Source organism: Mangrovimonas sp. TPBH4, from assembly GCF_001280505.1.
In the GTDB taxonomy this organism is placed as follows: Bacteria; Bacteroidota; Bacteroidia; order Flavobacteriales; family Flavobacteriaceae; genus Mangrovimonas_A.
The window spans coordinates 326,157-349,395 of record NZ_LBIO01000042.1; the positions used below are offsets into that span (position 1 = coordinate 326,157).

Consider the following 23,239-nt stretch of genomic DNA (forward strand, 5'->3'; position numbering starts at 1 on the left):
AGTTAGAAAGGGTAGCCAATGGCGAAGTTGAAAATAGGCTCGTCAATTCTAAAATCATAGCGTTCGCCTTCGGGTAGGGATGGGTCGTGAAATGGTGCTGCCAAATCAAATCTAACCACAAAGCCTTGGATATCAATTCGAGCGCCAATGCCGGCTCCCATTCCCAATTCATTGATAAAGGAGCTGCTGAACTTTCCTCCAGGAAGGGTTTCATTTTCTTTGGAATTCCAAATGTTACCGGCATCCACAAAAACGGCTCCTTTTAAGAAGGAAATAATAGGAAAGCGATATTCAATATTGGCTTCCAATCTGATGTTTCCAGCTTGATCTATGTAGGTGTCGTCATTATCGCTTTCTTCACTAAAAGTTCCCGGACCCAAAGAGCGTATTCTAAAGGCTCTAACACTATAAGGCCCTCCTGCATAATATTGTTTCACAAAGGGAAGGATGTTTGAATTTCCATAAGCCAATCCATAGCCGCCAAACAATCTAGTGGCAATCACCTGCTGTTTTCCTATGTCTAAATGGTAATGAAAATCCAGATCCAGTTTGGCGTATTGTGCATAGGCAAGTCCCAAAAAGGTCTTGGGTTGGTTGGCGCCTTGATCTTTTCCAAATAAACTAATCGAATTTCCTGCAATGTCAAAAGTGGCATTAAAATAAAATTGGTGCTTGTCTTTGTTATTCACCATGCCGTTGTATGTAAAGGAATACATAAGCCCCGAAATAAACTCTTGATCAAAACTCTCCTGTAAATAAGGGTTTTCATCCAGAATCTGTTCAAATTCTGGAGAGGTGTTCAAAAGCTGGGTATAGTTGACCGTGACAGGGTTAATTTCGTGCGTCACAAACTTATTAGCATCCCAAGTATATCCGAACTTTACATTGCCCGATAGCAGGGCGTACAAATTACTTCGGCTTAAATAGTTAAGGCCCAAAGCCATTTTGGTTTTTGGGATGGAGTATTTAAAATAATTGTCGTCAAATTTTATGGGGAAGAGCATGCGAGGGACTACAAGTTCACTTTTAATACCCAACTCGGTACTGTTAAGGCTATTGCTGTTGCCACTGGCAATTTGCTTTTCAAATCCTAATTTTCCACTCACACTAAAGGTTTCGCCGCCGCTAAAAATGTTACGGTTGGTATAGGTAATGGCCAAAGCAGGGCCTGCAAAGTTGTTGGATTTGGACACGGCCTGCAGTTCGGTTCTTAAACTTCGTTTGTTCAACGGCGATAAATAAATATCGGCTTGTAAATGTCCAAGGGAATCATTAGTGAGCGAGTCTATTTCTTTGTACTGAATGTTCACATATTTATAGGCGCCTATAGTAGAGAGTCTTCTGGCAGTATTTCTGGAGTTTTGTGGGTTGTAAAGTTGTCCTTCTTCCAGAGTGACAAATGGGTCGAGGTATTTTGGTTTGAAAAAGGATTCCGATTCTATGAAATTTTTGTTGTTGAACCTAGTAGGGTTTGAAACCAAAGAGTCCTTCGCTAAATCATAATTGGAGAAGATGTTCACCTTGGTGATTTTGTAAGGAACTTGAGCCTTTTGAGGCACTTCCTTTTTCAGTCGCAGATAAAGATCGAAGCGTTTGGTTTTGTATCGATTGGTGTCTGCTTCAAAAATTAAAAACTGCGAGTTGAAGTTGTAATAGCCTTTTTGCTTTAGTTCGGCATCAATTCTACTGCGCTCCAATTCAAAATTGGAAAGGTCAAAACGCATGCCTTTTTTAAATGGGGTGTTGTTAAGGGCTTTTGCAATTTCGGAATGGATGGGGTCTGAGAACGAATCCAATTCATAGCGTTCCATGGTATAAGGCGGTGCAATTCTGGCAGTATAATGAACAGAACTTTTGTAGTCTTCTTCAGTTATTTCCGAATCGGCACTACTGTAAAAGAAACCGCGGTTTTCCAATCGGTTTAAGATAAGATCCCGTACTTCGGAAGTTTCAACATCCGATTGGTAGACAGGTTCCTCTCCATATTTTTTGTATAACCACCGGTTGATAAATCCGGGATGTTTCTTTTGCATTTTGTAATAATAGTATAAGCCTAGGTGCATCCCTAAAAAGGTGGAGTTAGGCTCGGGCAAAAGCACTTTTTCCAATTCGTCTTTGAGTAGGGGTTCGTTTGTAATTGTAGAATCTGATTCCATTGAAAGCGTGGCACCGGTGTATAGGTGTTCGCCTTCAGGAATGTGCTTTGTAATGGAGCAGGATTGAACCATCCAAATCGATAAAAGTAGGATGTAGTAATGGCGATATTTTGAAATCGTGTTCAAGTGGATACTATACTTTATGTTTTAGTTGTCGGTTTCTGTTTTTGTATTCTCATTCTTTTCATTTTCGTCCTCTTTAGGTTGTGGATGCACAAGGGCGTGCCAAAACTCACTGAATTTATTAAATTCCAAGGTGAAAATAAGGGCGATACCACTTACCATAGTTTGACCATCAATCACATTTTCAAATTCATTTCTTCTAAATCCTTTTATCCTATAGCGGCCATTTTTGGTGAGCATATATTCCAACGTCACATTCCCGATGATTGGGGCTTCCTCGTCTTCGGGATTGCTGCCCTGTATGTCAACTTCGCTTCCTACTTGCACTGTTAGCCTGTCGTTGAACAGTTTTTTTTGCGCGGCGATATCCAATTGGGTACGGTCTTGGGGTGTGCTGCCTTGGTAATCGGTGAAACTGTCCAAGCCAAAATTGAGTTCGAAACCGGTATTGCCCAAAAGCTTGTCCGAAAACATATTTAATTGATCGGATACCGCATCGTTAAGGTTATCCCGTGCGATTGTGGCCATTCCACCTGAGCTTCCGTCGCTGCCCGGCTCTGGGTAAAAGCGGTTCAAAACCAACAGTGAAAACACTTGCTTGTTGAGTTCCTCTTCCTGTCGGTTCACTTGTTGGATACGTCCGTACACCTGCCCGTCAATGGCGCCCTGTTCGTCTTCCGGCATGTCGATATCGAAGGAAATGACAGGTTTCATCAATTCGCCATCAATATTCAGAAATACTTCAAAAGGCAATACCTCTCGATATTTGCTTTTCACCGAAGGGTCTGCATTGGAAGTTTGGGAGGCCATTAAAGGTCCCGCCGAAGTTTTCAATTGGTACATGGCACGAATGTCCAGTTGGGCATCAAAGGGATCCCCGGACCAAGTCACGCGACTTCCTGGAGCGAGTTCAAACTTGCGGTTGACCAAATTGTAAAGGCTCATTTCATAATGGCCATCTGTGACGTCATAAACTCCCGAAAGGTTCATTTGTCCGTTGGGTTTCATCGTAAAATTAAAGTCGCCTTCACCCGAAACCATAAAGTTGTCGTTGGTGCTTTCATTGATGATAATGGTGACGGCAGCCTCTTTGTCTACCTTTATAAGGGCTTTGACATCAAAGCCTTTAACAGTAGCAGTTTTTTCCTCTTTTTGGGTTAGGATGGCATCGGGGTTGTCGCGATTTACAAAAATGACCACGCCATCACGCTGTTCCATATTTACGGAAGCAGAAGGCATAATGTATTTAATATCGGTCTCATTGCCCAAAGTAGCGTTTACGTTCAATTTAGGGATTTGAAGGTCGCCTGTTAACTTGGCCTCCGCATCAAAAACGGCCGTTCCGTATATGAGGTCGTTGTCTTCGCGTGAGGCATTCAATACTTGGAAATTGTCTGCCTTTATATCTAAATTGAAAGTAGGATTGGCTAAATCGTTGGTGCCAATATCACCAGAGACCACAAGGATATTGTTGTTGGCATCCTTGACGGTGAAAATGTCCATGGAAATCAAATCGTTTTGAAGGGCGACCGTTTCATTGTCCATAGAAAAACTAGCATTGAACTTAGTAAATTCAAAACCAGCATCTCTAAAATTAAGTTGCCCTTGGTAATTAGGGCTTTCTGTCGGGCCATTTACGGTAAAGCTCCCAGAGAGCTCGCCTTTGGTTTCAGAAATCTCGCCTAGACTAAAACCTTCCAAAGCCTTCATTTGAAATGAATTGATTGTTAAGTCTAAATCCATGGTTGGATTCGCTTCACTGGCCATATAATCTCCCGTCATATCCAAATCAACATCGCCTTCTTTTAGTGAAGTGTTGAAATTGTAAGTGTTGTTGCCTTTTGGAGTGGCTTCTAGGGTTAATCTTCCCAAATCGACGTCAAGGGCGTTCAGTTCTGTGATGTCCAGATTGGCAATCAATCCCATTTCTTCAAAGGGAGTAACCAAAACAAGATTACCATTTAAATATCCAGAAGCAATGCTTTTGTTTGGGTTGAGGTAGCTAAGTAATTCGTTTAGGTTGAAATTGGAAAAATTAATGGCCACATGGTCTTTAGTGATATCAGGTTGTTGGTGGGTAAGCTCGACAAGTTCGTTGTTATTGCTGAGTTGAAAGTCTTGAAATTCTAGCTTTTTGTCGTTATAGCGGATGAAGTTTGATTCTGGAATGTTCCAAGCTGCTTTGTTGATAGTAAGGTTTGAGGGGATTGTATGCAATTCTAAAATATTGTCATTCGAAGTGATTTTGGAATCGATATTTATGAGTATCTCATCATTATCTTGGGCCAAAAACTTTAGGAGCATCTCTCTGTTTTGCTGCTTGCCGTTAAAACTGGTTTTGGGAATGGCTAAAGGGCCGGTTGTAAATTCTTTAAAGTTGAGGTCGAACTCAAAATTATCCACATTGGTGTCTATGGAAAAAGCTAGGCTATCTAGCTCAAAACTGCCATAGTTAATTCGTGGCGCCGAAATATTCGCATTTAAAACTTTAGGACTTTCGTTGAAATCCATGGCCATTTTAATGGTATCAAGGTCTTTGAGGTTGACCAAAAAGACGTCGTTCATCAATGAGGATGGATTGATGGTTCCTTTGAATGTTAAATTTACTGGACGTTCCAAAGTGTCTACCAGTCGCACATCGTCAAAAAAGTAACTTTGAATATGATGTTTTAGAGCCTTGCTAAATATTTGAGGGTTGGTGTTGGAAGCCAATTGGGCATCTAGAAGTTTGTTATGGACTTCAACCGAAGTGGTATCGATGCTTACATGTGCAATAGCGTTGAGGTCACCAATTAAATAAGATTTATTGTCGTAAACTACAACGCCTTCCGTAAGGTTGGAGGTTAGATCAAATGTTTCGGAATTGCCTTTGAAATCAGCTTTTAACTGAAAACCAGTGCGGATGTTTCGTTCCATTAGTCCCAAAGCATTGAGGTTGGCTCCCTTTAGGTTCAGGTCAATCGAGGCTTGTGGAGCAATAGAGTCTAGTGTGACCAATGCATTGAGGTCAAGGTCGAGGTTGTCGTCTTTATATACCGAACTCACAGTACCGCTTCCATCTACGATAGTTCCGGTGAGTTTTAAATCGGTAATGTTGTATTGTTTTAAGGCAAACTGGGAAATGACTGCGTCGAAATTCGCATTTAGCTGGTTGATATTGTCGCCAGAGCCATCAGCTGTAATGCTTAAGCTAAGCGGCCCCAATTCCTCATTTTTTAGGAGTTCGTCCAATCTGTACTGGTCAATATGGGCTTCAACTTCAAAAGATAAACCGCTTTCATTGTTATAACGTCCGTCTATATTTGCCATCCCTTGTGAGGAGTTGAGTTGGGCTTTAGCTGTAACATCCTTTAAATTGCCCTTGGCGGTTCCAGTAAGTTGTATGCTGTCTGGAAATTGAATGCCAAGAGAATCTTCAGAAACAAATTTGATGAGATCTGTACGGGTAGTTACTGCCGAAAAAGTAGGAATGTCAAACTGAATGCTGTCCGTGTTGGTGACATTTGGAATGTTGCCTTTGGCAGTTAATTGTGTGTCTTTTCCCCAATTGATGCCAAGATCTGAAATGTTTAGTGACGCTAAGGTACCATTCACGTTCAAGTGCCCTTTTATTGTATTTTGACTTACAGTTTGTAAATAGGGGTTGTCTTTTAAAGAAGGTTGGAATTTAAAAACATCGTTTGGGTCTAGTTGTATTTGGGGTAGGTTTAAGTCGATGGTGGAAAGTTCTGGAGAGTTCAAGAACTGTGACAATTCAGAATAACTAATCGCAAGCGATCCCTTTAATTTGTTTTGGTTGAGGCTAGCGTTGAGTTGTTCAATGTTTAGGCTTTGGTCATCGGCACTTAACTTTAGGCCAAAATCATTTAGGTTGATGCCGGACGCTTCCTGAAATTGGATGGTTTCCAGTTCAAGACCCGCAGTTTTATCTTTAAGGAAGATCTCATTGGCTTTGAAGTTGACATGTTTTAAAGCCAAGGCATTGGGATTAAAGTTGTCCTTTTGAGGTGTGTTGTCTCCTGAAAAATAGCCTAAACTATTGTCTTCAAAATCAATATTGCCAATGGCAATATTTAGGTCGGGCCATTTAAACTCGTTAGAAGTTGTAGTTTCTGAACTGGGGTGTAGAGGTTCACTATTGTTGGTGTTGGTATGAACCACAATGTTGGATTGCTGTAAGTTGATGTCTCCAATTTTATAGGAATTGTGTGCAAGGTCAATGGCTTTCAGTTCTGCGTAAAACTCATCAATGTTGGCTTCGGCTTTAATATGGTTGCTGGAAGATTCGAAATTGGTAATTACGTTTTTTAGGGTAATTTCATCGGCAGCGAGAAAAGGAAGTGTTGTACTTTTCGATTCGCTGGATGGGGATGAGGTCGATTGAAAAAAGTTGATTTTGGCATCGCTGAGCTGCAATTCCGAAGCTTTAAATACCATGTCTTCCAAATTGGTGTCATCCATGTCTAGTTGAAATTCCTTAAACACAAAATGGCTTTCAATGCCTGTTACAGCATCGTTATAAACAATGTCAAAATCATTAAGATTGAGTTTGCCAAGAACTAAATTGAGTGGTTGGGAAATCGTGTCTTTTTCGGTTTCGTTGTCTTCTTCCGAAGCAAAAGCATCGATTAAAAATTGAAAATTGAAGCCTTCAATACTGTCGTTTCTGATAATGTTGGCTCGCAGTCCGTCCCATTGTAGGTCATCAACTCCAACCCCTTTACCTGTAATCAAGGCCCAAAGAGGCATGTTGACCTCCAATGATTTGGAATAGATCAGGGTGTCACCTTTAGGGGTTTCCAAATAGAATTGTTCCAATTGGATGTCGCCATCAAACGTTACAAATAGTTTTTCAATGTCAATTTTGGTGTGGGTCTTTTTGGAGATAAAATTCACGGCTTTGCCAACAATGATGTCTTGGCCCCATGGACTTCTAACAAAAAGGAGGAGCAGGAAAAATAACAACAGGATACCCAAAAGCAATTTACCTAGAATGCGCAATGCTCGGTATTTCTTTTTAGGAGATGGTGTAGGTTTGTGTGCTGTCTGTGCTTCCTTCAATTGATAGATTGTTCTTACAAATGTAACCAAGTGTTAAGATACTATTTCCTTTGTAATTAATTGGTTTCTAAAGAGGAAATTAACAGGGGGGGGATTATGGTTTTTGGCGGTTGGTTTATTGCTTTATGTGTGGGGAAATTCTTTATCTTGCAATACAAATTAATCAGTAAACCACATATGAAAATAATAGGAATAGGGAAGAATTATGTCAGTGATCTTTCTGAAATGCCTTCGGAAAAAGGTATGCCGGTCATCTTTACAAAACCAGAAAGTAGTATCCTAAAATCGGGGGAGACTTTGCATTTGCCAAAAGTATCCAACGAGGTTTGGTACGAAATTGAATTGGCCTTTAGAATTGGTAAGACGTGTAAGAGTGTATCTAGTGAAGAGGCTATCGATTATATTGAAGGCCTTACCCTTGCCAATGATCTTACGGCCAAAGATGTGTTGGCAGCCAGTAGAGAAAGCAAGGGGCCTTGGGCTTTGGCAAAAGGCTTTGATGGTGCGACGCCACTTGGAGAATTTGTGTCTATGGATGGGTTTCAGGACTTGGCCAATATCAATTTTACTTTGGAAATCAATGGCGAGGTGTTGCAAACTGGGCATTCGTCATTAATGATTTATTCACTGGGAGAGGTTGTTGAAGTAGTGTCCTCATTTATGACCCTTGAACCGGGAGATGTTATTTTAACCGGAACGCCAGCCAAAGGTGTTGGCTTGGTGAAATCTGGAGATCATATGGTGGCTTTTCTGGAGGGGGTGAAGACCTTGGAAACGGTTGTGACGTAAAAATTTAAAATAGATAGATGTAAAAAGCTGAACAAATTTGTTCGGCTTTTTTGTTGGCTTTAATTCAGGGTTTTAGTTCTTTTTCTTATAAATATCCTTTAAAATCAAGGTGTCCCCTTCCTTGTTGACTGTTTCTAAATCGTATCTCACCTGAATATCTGTACCTATAGGAGCATAGTAATATATAATCCATGCATCCGATTCTCGAGTGCCAATACAGCCGTTGGAATAGGCTTTTTCTAAAGTAACTGGATTGGTTGTGGGGTGGATCATTTGCCCGTATTTCTGACCATCGAGTTCGGTTTCTATAAATGGAATCAAGGGCAGTTTTGTGACTTGGTTGTCGTCCCGTCGGGTTACAAAATATTCGTGGTTGGTGGCGGGATTTACGTAGCGAGGCTGTTTATTGTGGGCTACAATATGGCCTTCTCCGGTTTTGGTCCGCAAGTCTTCAATTTTGTCCGACATCTTTAGGTATTTTGTTTCGCGTCTTCCCACTCTTACTGGGAATTTATAAAGTTTCATTTGGCCTTCATAGATTCGGAGTTTGAATTCGGGGATGTTCACATCTATAAGGGTGTTTTTGAAAGCTGCAAGAATTTTGTTGGCGGTTAGGGAATCTGGAACTATAAGTGTATTTCCCTTGGGTAAAACAATCATTTTCTTTTGGTCATAGACGAAAGAATCACGTGCTTTCATTCGGTAGTAATCGGTGTTGAATAGGGTGTCGATTACCCAAGGATTGGCACGTATCAACAGATGTTCTGTAAAGGGATAATTTGTTAAGGAGTCGTATTGCTTTACTAGGGAGTCCACATATTTAAAATAGTGTTCAATGGTGACATCTCGGTTAATGTTGATAGTCCGCCATGCTTTTTCTGGAGAAATTGTGTCTTGTTTGGTGTTGAGCTGTAACAAAAGGAAATTTTTCTCTTGAATAAGAGAGCTCTTTAGTAGGATTCCGAGAATAAAAATAAACAATACCTTATAGCTCATTTGGTGTAGGTACTACATTTGTTTGTTGTTTAAAACCGAGACGGCGCCTTGGTGGAGAAGTGTCTCGTTATTGTCTAGGATTTCTTTTGTTTTTTGATACCCTATATTGAAAATTTCGTCCACATGCTTCTTGTCGAAAGTACCGTATTTACTTAGTTCTTTCGGGTACACAACCACATCGCACAAATTGAATTTACTATAATCTTCCTGAAAGGATTTTAGCTTTATGGCCCGCTCCATGATGTGGAACATGTGCTTGACATCCCTGATGTTTATGGACTCTATGCCATTCACGTAGCTTCCAATGATACAGTTGCATTGGGGTTTTAATAATTCTGCTGGAAAATTATTGAGTGTTCCTCCATCAATATAGTAATCGTCTTTTATTTTCACCGGGGCGAAAATCCCTGGAAAGGCGGCAGAGGCCAGTATGGGCATGATCAGCTTTCCTTGGTTGAATATTTCAAGGTTGCCATCCAGAATATTTGTGGCCGTTATGCTAAGTGGTATTTGGAGTGCTTCAAAACTGTCTTCCTTTAAGTAGTTTTTGAATTCCGCATAAAACTTTTCGGTATCAATAAGGCCAGGTTTTCCTTTGGCGTATTTGGTGACGTCGAAAATTTGAAACTTTTTAAAAAAATATAAGATATCGCTCCAATGATGTCCATTGGCATATAATGCTCCCACGATGGCGCCAATACTAGTGCCTGAAATTTGTGTTGGGAAAATGCCGTATTCTTCTAGGGCTTTTATGGCTCCTATATGGGCTGCGCCTCTTACACCCCCGCCAGAAAGTACTAAACCTATGTTCATAAAATATGTGTGATGGAAAGTATTGCTTAAATATACAATGATATTTGGTTTTTTAAAATGAGAACCGTCAATGTTGATAATTGATTTACATCATGTTGCAGATGCTTTCAATTTTATATCTTTAATAGATATTTAGGGAGTAATATGGTTAAATCCAATAATATAAGCTCGCATGTGAAAGCCTTTCTGATGGAGGTAGGGGATATGGCTTATTTTACTTCAAGGTATTTTAAGGAGTTGTTTAAAACGCCTTTTGAGTTTAAAGAGCTTCTGCGGCAATGTTATAATATTGGGAATCGCTCTTTGTTGTTGGTGGTGATTACAGGCTTTATTATTGGTTTGGTTTTGACCTTGCAAACGCGTCCAACCTTAATGGAATTTGGCGCGGTGTCATGGATGCCTTCTATGGTGGGGATTTCCATAGTGAGGGAAATAGGGCCTATAATTACGGCTCTGGTTTGTGCGGGAAGAATAGGGTCCGGGATTGGAGCAGAATTGGGTTCCATGCGGGTTACCGAACAGATTGATGCCATGGAAGTGTCGGGTGCTAATCCTTTTAAATATTTGGTGGTAACAAGAGTATTGGCGGCTACCTTGATGTTGCCCATATTGGTGATTGTGGGGGATGCCGTTGCGCTATTTGGCTCTTATTTGGTGGAGAACGTTAAAGGGAATGTATCCTTTATGCTGTACTTTAATCAGGTGTTCGATGCTTTGGAGTTCAGCGATATTTTTCCAGCTACCATCAAAACCTTTTTTTTTGGTTTGGCCATTGGACTTATTGGGTGTTATAAAGGGTATTTCTGTAATAAAGGAACTGAGGGTGTTGGGATGGCAGCCAATTCGGCGGTGGTAGTAACCTCTTTAATGTTGTTTATTATTGACTTTGTAGCTGTTTTAGTGACTGATATTTTCTATGATTTATGATGGAACAGAATCACATAGAAGTGCCTAATGTGGTCCTAGAGGTGAGGGATCTTCACAAGAGCTTTGGTGATAACCATGTGCTGAACGGATTTAACATGCAGCTCTTTCAAGGGGAAAATCTGGTTGTTATGGGGAAGTCGGGTTCTGGGAAATCTGTGATGATAAAATGTTTGGTGGGCTTGATGGAGGCCGACTGTGGGTTTATTTCGGTTATGAGCAATGACATTGCAAAGTTGGACCATGAATCATTAGATATTTTAAGACGGGAAATTGGCTTCTTGTTTCAGGGCAGTGCTCTTTACGATTCTATGACAGTGCGGGAGAATCTTAAGTTTCCCATGCGTTGGCATACCAAGAAGTTTGGAGGGGAGGAGAATCAAGAGAAATTAGTGGTAGAAGCCTTGGAAAATGTTGGTTTGGCAAAGGCTATCGAGTTGATGCCTTCGGAATTATCGGGAGGGATGAAACGGCGTATAGCCTTGGCAAGGACGCTAATCATGCAACCAAAAATCATTATTTATGATGAACCCACCAGTGGGTTGGATCCTATTACGGCCAAGGAAATTGTCATCTTAATGCAAAAAGTACAGAAGCAGTACAATACCTCGTCCTTAATCATTACCCATGATGTGGATTGTGCCCGAGTGATTGCCGATAGGATGATTCTATTGATAGATGGTGTAGATTATGCGGTAGGGACCTTTGCGGAGTTGTCCAGTTCCAAGGACCCAAAAGTGAAAGCATTTTTTAAGGAAGTAGTATGAAAACTATGGATTCAAAAAAAATACAGTTAGGACTTCTTGTAATCATAGGGTCTGTTTTGTTTATAGCGGCGGTCTATCTTATTGGGCAACGGCAGGAACTGTTTAAAAAAACGTTTACCATAAGCGCAAACTTTGGAAATGTCAACGGTTTAAAGAATGGGAACAATGTCCGCTATTCGGGGCTGGATATTGGTACTGTGAAAAGGGTGTATATGATTAATGACTCTATGATTCGCGTGGACATGGCTTTGGATGAAAAGATTATTGGGCACATCCGTAAAAATGCCATTGCAACCATTGGGGCCGATGGTCTTGTGGGGAATATGGTAGTGAACATCGTGCCGGGAAAAGGGAATTCGCCAATGGTTGAGAATGGCGATGTTTTAGAGTCTTATAGCAAAATAAGTGCAGATGATATTTTAAGTACCCTAAGTACTACTAATGAAAATGCTGCCATACTTACCTCGGATTTGTTAAAAATTACCAATAGGATTGTGGATGGAGAGGGAACTATTGGTGTCTTGCTTAATGATACCATTATGGCCAAGGAGTTGAAGCAAACCATCGGCAATCTCAAAATGGCTAGCCAGGGAGTCTCTGTTACAATGGATAAATTGAGCGGTTTGGTAGAAAGCTTGAAGACGAATGATGAATCGGTGCTGGGAGTGTTGCTTAACGATACTATTTCGGGCACAAAACTAAAAACCGTGGTGCAAAATATGGAAGCCTTGAGTGGGGATATGGAAAATGTTGTTGGAAATATCAATCAGGTGGTCCAAGATATTAAATCCAGCCAGGGAACCCTAAATTATATTTTGAACGATACCACTTTGGTTGAGGATTTGAAAACTTCGGCAGACAATATCAAACAGGGGACAGATAAGTTTAATGAAAACATGGAAGCGCTAAAGCACAATATATTGTTTAGGGGCTATTTTAAGAAATTGGAAAGGGAAGAGGAGAAAGCAGCCAAGAAAAATGTGAATTGACATGGAGGTTTCTGGGTTTGTGTTTTTGATGTAGTAATTATTAATGTAGAAACTACCAAAAACCAAAAAACCCGAACAAAGTTGTTCGGGTTTTTGCTGGTGGTGCCTCCAGGAATCGAACCAGGGACACAAGGATTTTCAGTCCTTTGCTCTACCAACTGAGCTAAGGCACCAGTTGCTTAATTGCGGATGCAAATATAAGGGCAATTTTGATATTCGCAAAGATAAAATTGGAAAAATTTTAATTCTTTCAATTTTGTTGTTTTTAGGGCTTAAATTCTAGTGGTTTAGGATTGAAATTTTTTTGAGCCTTTTTAAACTGTTACAGGGTTCTTTTGTAATTTTACCCTTTTTAAAGCGATGAATTTAATTGTTGACGTAGGCAATACCTTCGTAAAGTTTGCCATTTTCCAACAGGAAGACATTATTTTTAAATGCAGTTTCGATCCCGACCATTTTGAAGCAGAGTTTGAGGGGCTGTTCCAAAATTACAGTGCCTTAGAGAAATGTATCCTGTGTTCGGTAGGGGATTTGGACGCTGGTATTGTTAAGTTGGTTCGGGCCAAATTACCAGTGCTGGTTTTGGATTCAGATACCAAGCTTCCCTTTGTGAATGCCTATAGTACACCCCATACGTTGGGTGTAGACCGTGTGGCCTTGGTAAGTGCTGCGGTTAAAAACTACCCACAACAAAATGTATTGGTTATTGATGCCGGTACCTGTATTACCTACGATTTTGCAAATGCCGAAAACATCTATAAAGGAGGCGCTATTTCTCCAGGAATCAGGATGCGCTATAAATCGCTTAACAATTTAACTGCTAATTTGCCGTTACTTGAAACGGAGATGCCAAGGGACCTTATAGGGGATTCTACTAGCACCTCGATACACTCTGGAGTAGTGGGCGGTGTTTTAAAAGAAATTAATGGAGTGGTTGATGATTATCGTCAGGAATATAGAGATTTAACAGTTATTTTAACAGGTGGCGACTCAGATTTCTTGTCAAAACAATTAAAAAATGGCATATTTGCCAACTCTAATTTTCTTTTAGAAGGTTTAAACTTTATATTAGAACATAATTTGTACTAAATGATAAAAAAACTTGTAGTAGTTTTTATAGCTTCTTTTGCATTACAATTACATGCGCAACAAGGTACAGTTTCCCCATATTCGTTTTTTGGAATTGGAAGTTTGAAGTTCAAGGGAACTGTGGAAAACAGAAGTATGGGAGGCCTAAGTATTTATACCGACAGTATCCATGTTAATTTAAGAAACCCTGCAAGTTACGCGACCCCAAACCTGAAGTCCTTTAGAGACGAAAGCCGCCCGGTGAAGTTTGCAATTGCCGGAAGCCAACAAAGCTTGAATTTACAGACGGATAATGGGAGCGACAGATCTACAGCTACAACTTTTGATTATTTAGCCTTATCATTTCCTATGGGGAAATTTGGCTTTGGTTTTGGATTATTGCCTTACACTTCGGTGGGGTATAAAATTCAGTCCAAAAATGAAGACGGAGAAATCACCAATAAATATACTGGAGAAGGTGGTCTTAATAAAACCTATTTTGGTTTAGGATATGCCATAACGCCAAAACTAAGTGTTGGAGCCGATTTTAGCTATAACTTTGGAAATGTAAAGAATAACGTAGAAGAGTATTTTTTCGATAATGGAGATTTTATACAGTACCCTACTGTAGAAAGAAACCGCTCTAACTTAAGTGGTTTTGCGGTGAATTTTGGGGTGACCTATAAAACCATAATTAAGGAAACCTATGAGTTGGTGACTTCCGTTACCTATGCGCCAGAAAGCAAGTTGACCTCAAAAAATACCAGATCTATTTTAACAGGTGATGGAACAAGTCTTGAGGCCGATTTGGAATCGCAAGGTTTGGACGAAACCGATTTGACCATGCCATCTCGACTGTCATTTGGAGCTGGAATTGGACAGCCAAGAAGGTGGTTTGTAGGGGCAGAATATACCATGCAAAATACAAGTGTGTTCTCAAATCCGTTTTTAGACAGTAATAATACTAACTTTGTAAATGGATCGAATTTCTCATTTGGTGGATTTTTTATTCCAGAATATGATTCTTTTTCAAAATACTGGAAGCGAATCACTTATAGGGCAGGAATGCATTTTGAGCATACAGGTTTAAATATCAGTGATGAAGATATCACAGAGTTTGGCATATCTTTTGGAGCAGGGTTTCCTGTGGGAGGTGTGTTTTCCAATGCAAATCTTGGTTTAGAGTTCGGAAAAAGAGGGACAACAAACCAAAATTTGGTTCAGGAGAATTTCGCCAACATACTAATCAGTTTGTCTTTAAACGACAGATGGTTCCAAAAAAGAAAATATAACTAAATTTACAGTAATTAATAATTAAACAATGAAAACGAGAATAACTTTAGTATTAGTTGCCCTGTTTTTGAGTGTTAACATAGGTTTCGCTCAACAAGATGAGGAGTGCATGACTAACCTAACGATCTTTTCAGACTATGTAAAGAGCAAAAAATATGACGAGGCGTATGAGCCATGGATGAAGGTGCGTACTAAATGCCCTAAGTTTAATTATGCTATTTATGCTTACGGAGAAAAAATATTAAAGCATAAAATCGACAATTCTACAGGAGCAGAGCAAGTTGGTTATATCAAGGATTTGATGAAAGTATGGGATGAAGGTATGGCCAATTATCCTACTAAATACAAATTAGGAGAAGTGCTTAACGATAAAGGTTTGTTGATGTACGACTACAAAAAGGAGTTGGGCGCAACAGATCAAGAAATCTACGATATGTTTGATAGAGCATATAAGGAAGATTTAGCGAACTTTAAAAATCCAAAAGGATTGTATGTGTATTTCTCTACTATTGTAGATTTACATAGTGCTGGTAAAGTTGAGTTACAGGATGTTTTTGATAAATACGATGACGTATCTGATAAAATTGGAACTGAAGTAGAAAACTGTACTCAAGAGCTTAACAAGTTGGTTCAAAAAGAAGAGGCTGGTCAAACTTTGACATCCAAAGAAGAGAAGTACAGAAAGTACTATACAAACTATCTTGAAAACTATGAGAAAATTGGAGGAAGTATTGATAGTAAATTGGGACAGTTGGCAAATTGTGAGAACTTGATCCCATTGTACAAGAAAGATTTCGATACCTATAAGAACGATGCCGTTTGGTTGAAGAGAGCAGTAAGTAGAATGTACAACAAAGAGTGTACAGACGATCCACTTTACATCGAGTTGGTAAAAGCTTACGATGCTACTGCGCCTTCTGCCGATACTAAGTATTTCGTAGCAACTATCTTGTTTAAGCAAAATAAGGATAGCGAAGCAGTAAACTACTTGAAGCAAGCTTTCGATTTGGAAACTGATAAGTACAAAAAAGGAAGATTGGCTGAAAGAATTGGTGGTATCTTGAAGAAAAAGGGTCGTTACAGCGAAGCTAGAAGCTACTATAGAGAGTCTTTGAAGTTGAATCCTTCAAACGGAAGACCTCACTTAAACATTGCCGCTATGTATGCAGCTAGTGCCAATGATTGTGGAGATAATCAATTTAACAAGCGTGCAGTATTTTGGTATGCAGCTCAAGAAGCTAGAAAAGCTGGTAAGGTAGATGCTACATTGACTAAAGTAGCAAACCAAACAGCAGCTAGCTATGAAGGTAATGCACCAAGTAAAGGAGATATCTTTACTGAAGGTAACTCAGGACAAACTATTAAAATTGGTTGTTGGATCAATGGTAGTGTAGTAGTGCCAAATTTATAAATGAAACAGAAACATTTATATAATAACATAAAACTGGTCACAGCAATTGCTGTGACCTTGTTTTTTTCGTGTCAAAACAATTTAAAGGAAGTCCAAAAAATTGGGATTTCCCAAAACAAACCTATTGGCGAAGCGGAGCATATCAATTTAAAGTACACTGAGAAATTGAGTGATACCGCAAAAATGAAAGCCAATTTGGTGAGTCCTAAAATGTGGGACTTTTCCAATAGAAAATTCTCTTTCACAGAATTTCCGGAAGGCATCCATCTTACTGTATACGATGACGATTATAATAAAAACGTCATTGTTTCAGATTACGCCATTGTGTACGATGAAACAGACCTTATAGACCTTCAAGGGAACGTTGTTATATCTACCTACTCTAAGGACACACTTTATGCAGACCAGTTGTATTATGACCAAAAAAATGAATGGTTGTTTACCAATGGAGAGTTCACTCTGCGTTCGGGTTCTGAGCTTACCAAGGGGCATGGTTTGGATTCCGATTCCAATTTCGAAAATTTCGAGATTACCGAAATGAGTGGTGTGCTTTATCTCGACGAGACTGAAGAATCCTCTTCAAACTAAATTCTACACTTAAATAATTAGCTATCTTTGTTGGGTAAATAACACCAAGATTCATGAAATTAATGAAGATTTTCCAATACGCTTATATTGTATTTGCAGTATTGTTTGCCTATGATGGGATTTCAAAATGGGAAACCAACCGAAATGGAGCCTATACCTCTTTGCTGTTAGCGGGCTTGGCAGTTTTTATGTTTTTCTTCAGAAGCCGCTTCAGGAAGAAGTTTGAAGACAGAAACAAGTAATGCCTTATGGACGTTAACGGCGTTATCATTGTAGTTTCCCTATTGCTTTCGGCGTTTTTTTCCGGAATGGAAATCGCCTATGTATCGGCCAATAAAATCCATATTGAAATAGAGAAGAAGCAGGACGACTTCTTGGCTAAAATATTAAAGCGACTTACCGAGAAACCATCCAAATATATTGCCACCATGCTTATTGGTAACAATATTGCCTTGGTTATTTATGGTTTTGTTATGGGCGATGTGTTGGTGGATTGGTTCCAGTCCATGTTGCCTACTAATTATGGTTTTCTAAATTATTTACTTACCGATTTGAGCTTGCTCTCCCAAACGGTAATTTCTACCATTGTAATCTTGATAACCGCGGAATTTTTGCCGAAAGTGTTTTTTCAGATTTACGCCAATTCCTTTCTAAAGATTTTTGCCTTTCCGGCCTATCTTTTTTACTTGCTGTTTTGGTTTATATCCTCTTTTGTAATTTGGATTTCCGACAGTGTATTGCGTCGCTTCTTCAAGACCGATGGAGATGACGTGCAATTGGCGATGACCAAGGTGGAATTGGGCAATTACATAAGTGAGCAAATGGAATCTGTGGAAGAGCATGATGAAGTGGATAGCGAAATTCAGATTTTCCAAAAAGCTTTGGAGTTTTCGGAGGTAAAGGCGCGTGAAGCCATGGTGCCCAGAACAGAAATGATTGCTGTTGAAGTTAACGATACCATCCAGAATATCAATGCCCTTTTTACGGCTTCCGGGCTGTCCAAAATTTTGGTGTACAAGGATTCCATAGATGACATTTTGGGTTATGTGCATTCTTTTGAATTGTTCAAAAAACCAAGTTCCTTAAAATCTATAGTTCTCCCTGTAGAATTTGTGCCGGAAACCATGTTGGTAAAGGACGTGCTGAACATCCTTACCAAGAAGCGCAAGAGTATTGCGGTGGTAATCGATGAATATGGCGGTACTGCGGGAATAATGACTGTTGAAGACATTGTAGAGGAACTTTTTGGTGAAATTGAAGACGAGCACGATACCGTGGCCCTTATTGAAGAAAAATTGGAAGATGGACATTTTAAATTCTCCGCCCGTTTGGAGGTGGACTATATCAATGAAACCTATAAACTGGATCTTCCTGAAGGTGAAAATTATGAAACTTTGGGAGGTTTAATTGTGGACGAAACTGAAGAGATTCCACAACTCAATGATCAGGTGATGATAGAAAATTACTTGTTTACCATTTTGGAGGTGTCTTCTACAAAAATTGATGTGGTTTCCTTAAAAGTTCTTGAAGAAGAATAGTTTTGTGACTTTAGTGGATTTGATAAGTTTGTTGTTCTTAGGGTTTTACAGAGACGTCATCCTATCTTTTTGTGAGGTTTTATAAGGTGTTTCTGCCATATTTAAAATATACAATAAAACCTAATATATCTTTTATTATTTCATATAAAACGTTATTTTCGCGGACTTATATTTTTTAACGTATACAATAAAATGGCAGTTTTAAGTAAAATTAGACAACGTTCACTCTTTTTAATTCTAATCATAGCATTAGCATTATTTTCTTTCGTATTATCGGATCTTTTCAGAAATAGTGGTGCCTTAAATGGCTCTCAGGATGTGGTAGCAACCGTAAACGGTACCGACATCAATAGAGAGGAGTTTATGCAAAAAGTGGAGAATGCGCAAAGAATGCAAGGTCCAGGTGCATCATCTACACAAACCATGAACAGAGTGTATGAGCAGGAAGTGCGTAAAGCAGTGTTGCAAGCTCAGTTTGAAGAATTGGGATTGTCTGTAGAGAAAGAGCAAATGAGAGATTTGTTGAAGCAAAACTTTTCGTCTTATCCAGAATTTAGCAATGAGGCGGGAATGTTTGATGAAAACAAGTTGAACGAATTTATTGCAAACTTAAAGGCTATTCAAAATAATACTCCAAACCGTGCGCCTCTAGGAAACTTCCAAATTAACTACTACGAGTGGGTAAACAACGAGGCGTCAATCGCAGAACGTGCCAAGGAGCAAGTTTATTTCAATATGATCAAAGCTGGTGTGGCTAGTACTTTAGCTGAAGCAGAAACTGATTATATGTTGGAAAATGAAACTGTAGATTTAAAATATGTAAGCGTACCTTATACTTCTATTGCTGATAGTTTGGTGGAAGTAACTAAATCTGATATTTCTAAATACATCAGTGAGAACAAAGGTAAGTACGAAGTTGAAGAGAGCAGAGATATTGCTTTTGTTCAGTTTGAAGAAGTAGCTTCTGTACAAGATGAGGAAGCCATTCAAGCTAACTTGGTGAAATTATTGGATGATCGTGAGGAGTTCAATAAAGTAACTAAAGCTAACGAAACTGTATACGGGTTTAGAAGTACCAAAAACATCGAAGATTTTGTAAATGCAAATTCTGATATTAAATACAATGATAGCTTTGTGTTCAAATCGACATTGCCTACTGTAGCAGCAGATAGCATCTATAACTTGCCTGTTGGAGAGTTTTATGGTCCTTATAAGGATAATGGATTCTTTAAATTGAGTAAAGTTGTCGCTGAGACTCAAATGCCAGATTCAGTAAAAGTAAGACACATCTTGGTGCCTTACATTGGAGCAACGAGAGTGGATCCTTCTGTTACCGATACCGAAGAAGAAGCAGAAGCAACTGCAGATAGCATTTTGAACTTGATCAAAACAAAACAAAGCAAGTTTGTTGACTTGTTGGAATTGTCTTCAGATAAAGTGAGCAACGAAAAAGAAGGGGTTATCGAGTTTGGTTACAACCAATCATTTGCTCCAGAATTTAAGGCTTTCTCTTTCGAGAACAATGTAGGAGATATCGATGTGGTTAAAACTTCTTTTGGATACCACATTATAGAGATCTTGGATCAAAAGAACAGGTCTAGAGCTGTTAAAGTTGCGACTATTGCTCAAAAAATTGAGCCGTCAGAAGAGACTATCGACGAGGTGTTCAATTCTGCATCTAGATTTGAGGTAGCGATTCAAAAAGGAGATTTCCAAGAAGTAGCTAAAGAAAACAACTATGCAGTAAAACCTGTAAGTGTAAAAGTGTTGGATGAAAATATTCCTGGTTTGGGTAGTCAAAGAGCTATGGTGCGTTGGGCATACGATGCTGAAACTAAAGTAGGGGACTACAAGCGTTTCTCTGTGCCAGGAGGTGGATATGCCGTGGTACAATTGGTAAAAGTGACTCCAGAAGGTTTAATGTCTCCAGAGAATGCTTCTGCCACTGCAATTGCTGAAATCAGAAATGCTAAGAAAGCTAAAATGATCCGTGAGAAAATTTCAGCTTCAACAGTTGCTGATGTAGCGAAGAACCAAGGTGTGGCAACACGCTCGGCATCTGCTGTAAATATGAAGAACCCAACCTTGTCTGGAGCTGGTTTAGAACCAAAAGTAATTGGTGTGGCCTTTGGATTGAAAGAAGGAGAAACTTCTAAATTAATCGACGGAAATAAAGGTGTATACATGGTGGAAGTAACCAAAGTAACGACAGCAGCTGGTTTGGATAACTACCAACCAATTGCCAACAGATTGACAACGTCAAGAGTAAATGCGGTACAATCTAAAGCGTATAATGCGCTTAAAGATGCAGCTGAGATTGAAGATAACAGAGCTAAATTCTATTAATGAAATGCTCCCTTAGGCATAAAAAAAGCTCCACTGTTAAGTGGAGCTTTTTTTATATAAAGGTTTTTAGAGAATCATTTCAGAAAAAGGCAAGACGGTTGTAAAGCCCTTGGAGCTTAAATAAGGTCGAGGGTCAACTTCAGAGGTGAGCATGATAAAATCTCCTCCCCATGCCCCTAAACTCTTTACAGCGCCGTTAAAATCGCGAAACAGGTGCTCTTCTACCGTAGTCTGTTTTGTGAGTTTGGAAATTATGCTTTCATGAGCTTTGATAAGTGTTTCAAATTCTGATAGGCTATCACATGCCAAGACTTGTTTGGTAATATCGTTAATCTCCGAAATAGCTGAAAAATTATCTCCTCTGTTGGCTTTGTAATGGGCAATACCTTCTCTGCTGTTTTGCTTTTGGTTCAAGTGCACAAAGTATAAATGCGAGCTAAATACAGGATTAAAGGTAACTGGTGTGACTTTCCTACCGTTTGAATTTGTTTCCAATTGATATAAAATAGGCGTGTCATGACTAGCACAGGCGATGTCATAACCACTACCTCCAAAAGTTGCTTTCAAAAGTTTATAAGGATCTACTTTTGCCCAGTTTGAAATATTATTGATTAAGGTAGAAGAAGTGCCAAGTCCCCAATTGTTTGGGAACTCTAATGCGGTGGTTATTTCAGAACCATTAAAGGTATTGAGAAACTCTGGATTTAATTTTTTAGCAGTTTCCAAAATTTGTATCAAACGATCATTAACACTTTGATTAGTATGCTGAACAGATGTTATTTGATTGTTCTCAACTTTGAAAGTGGCTTCAAACCAAACATTGCCTTCATAGTCTAAACTTCTCCAAAGGAGAGTTGGCTCTTCAATAGGTTTTACGATTAAACCTTGCCCAAATTTAGTTGGAATGGCCAAAGACAATGCGCCATCCAAAACCACATATTCTCCGGTTAGCAATAATTTTCCGTGACTATAATGCTTGAATGATTCCACAATTATTGTCTCAATTTGTTTAAGGCTTCCACTACGGCACTATGGGTCACCACATGGGTTTTGAAATGAGCAGCTAACTGTGCCTTTTCTTCATTGGTGGCTTCAAATTGGTTTAAAATATTCATTAAGTGCATCTTCATATGTCCTTCTTGGATGCCTGTTGTAGTTAAAGAACGTAAGGCTGCAAAGTTCTGTGCCAAACCGGCAACGGCTACAATTTGCATCAATTCCTTAGCAGATGGTTTATGTAGCATCTCTAGGGCTAATTTCACCAATGGGTGTAAGCTTGTAAGTCCTCCAACAGTTCCCAGTGCCAAAGGGATTTCTATCCAAAACCTAAAAATTCCGTCTTTAATGCTGGCGTGTGTAAGGCTACTGTACTGTCCGTTTCTGGAAGCATAAGCATGTGCACAGGCTTCAACAGCTCTAAAATCATTCCCGGTTGCCAATACTACGGCATCGATACCGTTCATGATGCCTTTGTTGTGGGTAACGGCTCTATAAGGCTCTATTTCTGCTATTTTAACAGCCTGTATAAATTTATTTGCAAATTCATCTGCAGGGATGGAAGGATCTTCCTGTAAGTCCTCTATGTTGCAACTTACTTCAGCTCTTACCAAGCAGTCAGGGACATAATTGGAAAGAATGCTCATAATGATTTGGATGTCCAAATCCACTTGTGCTGCTGCTTCATAGTTGGCAGCTTCCGAAGTGAAGGTCTTGGAAAACTGTTCTAAACAGGAATTGATAAAATTGGCGCCCATGGCATCCAAGGTTTCAAAAGTGGCATGCAATTGAAAATAGCCTTCCAAAGTTTCGCTTTTATCTCGTAATGAGATATCCAAGATACCACCACCGCGCTTTTCCATGTTTTTGGTGATGGGCTTTACGGCATCCAAAAGTTTTGGTTTTACCCATTCAAAATAGTTTTGAAGGGTCTCCAATTCACCAGAAAAATTGAAATGTACCTGACCTATTTTCGTGGTGGAAACGACCTCGGTTTTAAAACCGCCTCGAGTTGCCCAAAATTTGGCCGCTTTACTAGCCGCCGCCACCACCGAACTCTCTTCTATGGCCATCGGGATGGTATAGGTTTTACTGTTGATGATAAAATTGGGTGCAACGCCCAAAGGCAAATAGTAATTGGAAATGGTGTTTTCAATAAACTCGTCGTGGAGCTGTTGTAGCTTATCATTGGAGTTCCAATATTGCTTTAGTACGGTTTTGGCTGCTTCCTTGTTGGAAAAGTATGTTTCTACCAACCAATCGATTTTTTTGGACTTGGATAGTTTGGAAAAACCGGAAATCGTTTTACTCATCAGGTCATGTTTTAACACGCAAAGATACTATTATAAGCTTTAAAATTCAGGCGATGGGCTGCAATACT

Annotated in this window: 17 protein-coding genes and 1 tRNA gene; 11 read left to right on the forward strand and 7 right to left on the reverse strand. The window is 39.4% G+C overall.

Annotated features, from left to right (window positions below; all coding sequences use genetic code 11):
* Positions 1–2: 2 nt before the first annotated feature.
* Both ZA05_RS07120 and ZA05_RS07125 read right to left on the reverse strand, forming a co-directional pair.
* Positions 3–2,228 (reverse strand): BamA/TamA family outer membrane protein, encoded by a 2,226-nt coding sequence (locus tag ZA05_RS07120; RefSeq protein ID WP_053990981.1) that lies wholly within the window; start codon positions 2,226–2,228, stop codon positions 3–5.
* 75 nt (positions 2,229–2,303) lie between these two features.
* Positions 2,304–7,370 carry a translocation/assembly module TamB gene (locus ZA05_RS07125; RefSeq protein WP_157514583.1) on the reverse strand — a complete coding sequence of 1,689 codons (5,067 nt, stop codon included), beginning with the start codon at positions 7,368–7,370 and terminating at the stop codon, positions 2,304–2,306.
* Positions 7,371–7,517: 147 nt separating this feature from the next.
* Here ZA05_RS07125 and ZA05_RS07130 point away from each other — a divergent pair, with 147 nt between their 5' ends.
* Positions 7,518–8,129: a fumarylacetoacetate hydrolase family protein gene (locus ZA05_RS07130; protein ID WP_053991053.1), complete on the forward strand. Its 612-nt coding sequence runs from the start codon at positions 7,518–7,520 to the stop codon at positions 8,127–8,129.
* Between the two features lie 72 nt (positions 8,130–8,201).
* On the opposite strand, the gene ZA05_RS07135 is transcribed toward ZA05_RS07130, so the two are convergent.
* Positions 8,202–9,125: a L,D-transpeptidase gene (locus tag ZA05_RS07135; protein WP_053990983.1), complete on the reverse strand. Its 924-nt coding sequence runs from the start codon at positions 9,123–9,125 to the stop codon at positions 8,202–8,204.
* 12 nt (positions 9,126–9,137) lie between these two features.
* A complete protein-coding gene (locus tag ZA05_RS07140) occupies positions 9,138–9,938 on the reverse strand; it encodes a patatin-like phospholipase family protein (protein ID WP_053990984.1) in 801 nt (266 codons plus the stop codon).
* A 144-nt stretch (positions 9,939–10,082) separates the two neighbouring features.
* Here ZA05_RS07140 and ZA05_RS07145 point away from each other — a divergent pair, with 144 nt between their 5' ends.
* Genes ZA05_RS07145 through ZA05_RS07155 form a run of 3 tightly spaced genes read left to right on the forward strand, consistent with a single transcriptional unit; the run spans position 10,083 to position 12,618 of the window.
* A complete protein-coding gene (locus ZA05_RS07145) occupies positions 10,083–10,865 on the forward strand; it encodes an ABC transporter permease (protein ID WP_053990985.1) in 783 nt (260 codons plus the stop codon).
* Positions 10,862–11,629 carry an ABC transporter ATP-binding protein gene (locus tag ZA05_RS07150; RefSeq protein WP_053990986.1) on the forward strand — a complete coding sequence of 256 codons (768 nt, stop codon included), beginning with the start codon at positions 10,862–10,864 and terminating at the stop codon, positions 11,627–11,629. The genes ZA05_RS07145 and ZA05_RS07150 overlap by 4 nt, the downstream gene beginning before the upstream one ends.
* 5 nt (positions 11,630–11,634) lie before the next feature.
* Complete coding sequence (locus tag ZA05_RS07155; protein WP_369793851.1) at positions 11,635–12,618, forward strand: MlaD family protein; 984 nt, start codon at positions 11,635–11,637, stop codon at positions 12,616–12,618.
* 97 nt (positions 12,619–12,715) lie between these two features.
* Here the strand turns inward: ZA05_RS07155 and ZA05_RS07160 are convergent.
* Positions 12,716–12,791, reverse strand: a tRNA-Phe gene (locus ZA05_RS07160).
* Positions 12,792–12,978: 187 nt separating this feature from the next.
* On the opposite strand from ZA05_RS07160, the gene ZA05_RS07165 reads away from it, so the two are divergent.
* The 7 genes from ZA05_RS07165 (at position 12,979) to ZA05_RS07195 (ending at position 20,862) form a co-directional block, all read left to right on the forward strand.
* On the forward strand, positions 12,979–13,707 hold the full coding sequence (locus ZA05_RS07165) for a type III pantothenate kinase (RefSeq protein ID WP_053990988.1): 729 nt from the start codon (positions 12,979–12,981) through the stop codon (positions 13,705–13,707).
* Positions 13,708–14,982 (forward strand): hypothetical protein, encoded by a 1,275-nt coding sequence (locus ZA05_RS07170; protein ID WP_053990989.1) that lies wholly within the window; start codon positions 13,708–13,710, stop codon positions 14,980–14,982.
* Positions 14,983–15,007: 25 nt separating this feature from the next.
* Positions 15,008–16,390 carry a M48 family metallopeptidase gene (locus ZA05_RS07175; RefSeq protein ID WP_053990990.1) on the forward strand — a complete coding sequence of 461 codons (1,383 nt, stop codon included), beginning with the start codon at positions 15,008–15,010 and terminating at the stop codon, positions 16,388–16,390.
* Positions 16,391–16,978, forward strand: coding sequence for an LPS export ABC transporter periplasmic protein LptC (gene lptC / locus ZA05_RS07180; RefSeq protein WP_053990991.1), 588 nt, complete (start codon positions 16,391–16,393; stop codon positions 16,976–16,978).
* A gap of 53 nt (positions 16,979–17,031) precedes the next feature.
* The gene (locus ZA05_RS07185; protein ID WP_053990992.1) at positions 17,032–17,220 is read left to right on the forward strand and encodes a hypothetical protein; all 189 of its coding nucleotides are present in this window, start codon (positions 17,032–17,034) and stop codon (positions 17,218–17,220) included.
* Between the two features lie 6 nt (positions 17,221–17,226).
* Positions 17,227–18,516 carry a hemolysin family protein gene (locus ZA05_RS07190; RefSeq protein ID WP_053990993.1) on the forward strand — a complete coding sequence of 430 codons (1,290 nt, stop codon included), beginning with the start codon at positions 17,227–17,229 and terminating at the stop codon, positions 18,514–18,516.
* A 192-nt stretch (positions 18,517–18,708) separates the two neighbouring features.
* Positions 18,709–20,862, forward strand: a complete 2,154-nt coding sequence (locus ZA05_RS07195; protein WP_053990994.1) for a SurA N-terminal domain-containing protein — start codon at positions 18,709–18,711, stop codon at positions 20,860–20,862.
* A gap of 66 nt (positions 20,863–20,928) precedes the next feature.
* Here ZA05_RS07195 and ZA05_RS07200 read toward each other — a convergent pair whose 3' ends face one another.
* Both ZA05_RS07200 and ZA05_RS07205 read right to left on the reverse strand, forming a co-directional pair.
* Positions 20,929–21,852 (reverse strand): GYDIA family GHMP kinase, encoded by a 924-nt coding sequence (locus ZA05_RS07200; RefSeq protein ID WP_053990995.1) that lies wholly within the window; start codon positions 21,850–21,852, stop codon positions 20,929–20,931.
* 2 nt (positions 21,853–21,854) lie between these two features.
* Positions 21,855–23,171 carry a hydroxymethylglutaryl-CoA reductase, degradative gene (locus ZA05_RS07205; protein ID WP_053990996.1) on the reverse strand — a complete coding sequence of 439 codons (1,317 nt, stop codon included), beginning with the start codon at positions 23,169–23,171 and terminating at the stop codon, positions 21,855–21,857.
* Positions 23,172–23,239: the final 68 nt, after the last annotated feature.